The 237-nt window shown below is 69.6% G+C and carries 1 protein-coding gene; it reads right to left on the bottom strand.

Going from position 1 to position 237, the window contains the following annotated elements; all coding sequences use genetic code 11:
* Positions 1–237, bottom strand: a 237-nt coding sequence (locus G6021_RS16670) for a transposase (protein WP_182641775.1), incomplete at both ends; no start/stop codon positions are given.

The following is a 237-nucleotide window of genomic DNA, read 5'->3' as shown; positions in this document are numbered from 1 at the left end:
GGGCGCAGGCTCGCGGCGAGGAACTCCCCTGTGTTGTCGCACCACACACCGATCGGGTGGTACCCGAACGTGCGCTTGTACGTCGGTGCGGCGTTCTCTTTTTCGCTGTGGGTGACCACGATCGTGGCGTCCACATCGAGCACGACCGTCGATCCCAGATCCCGCCCCGCACACGCCGATGCGGGCACCCCGCCGGGCAGGCGGGACCACACGTGACGGCGGGTGCGGGCACGCGCT

Source organism: Dietzia sp. CW19 (genome assembly GCF_014145265.1).
Lineage (GTDB): Bacteria > Actinomycetota > Actinomycetes > Mycobacteriales > Mycobacteriaceae > Dietzia > Dietzia natronolimnaea.
This window is presented reverse-complemented; position numbering and strand designations above follow the sequence as displayed.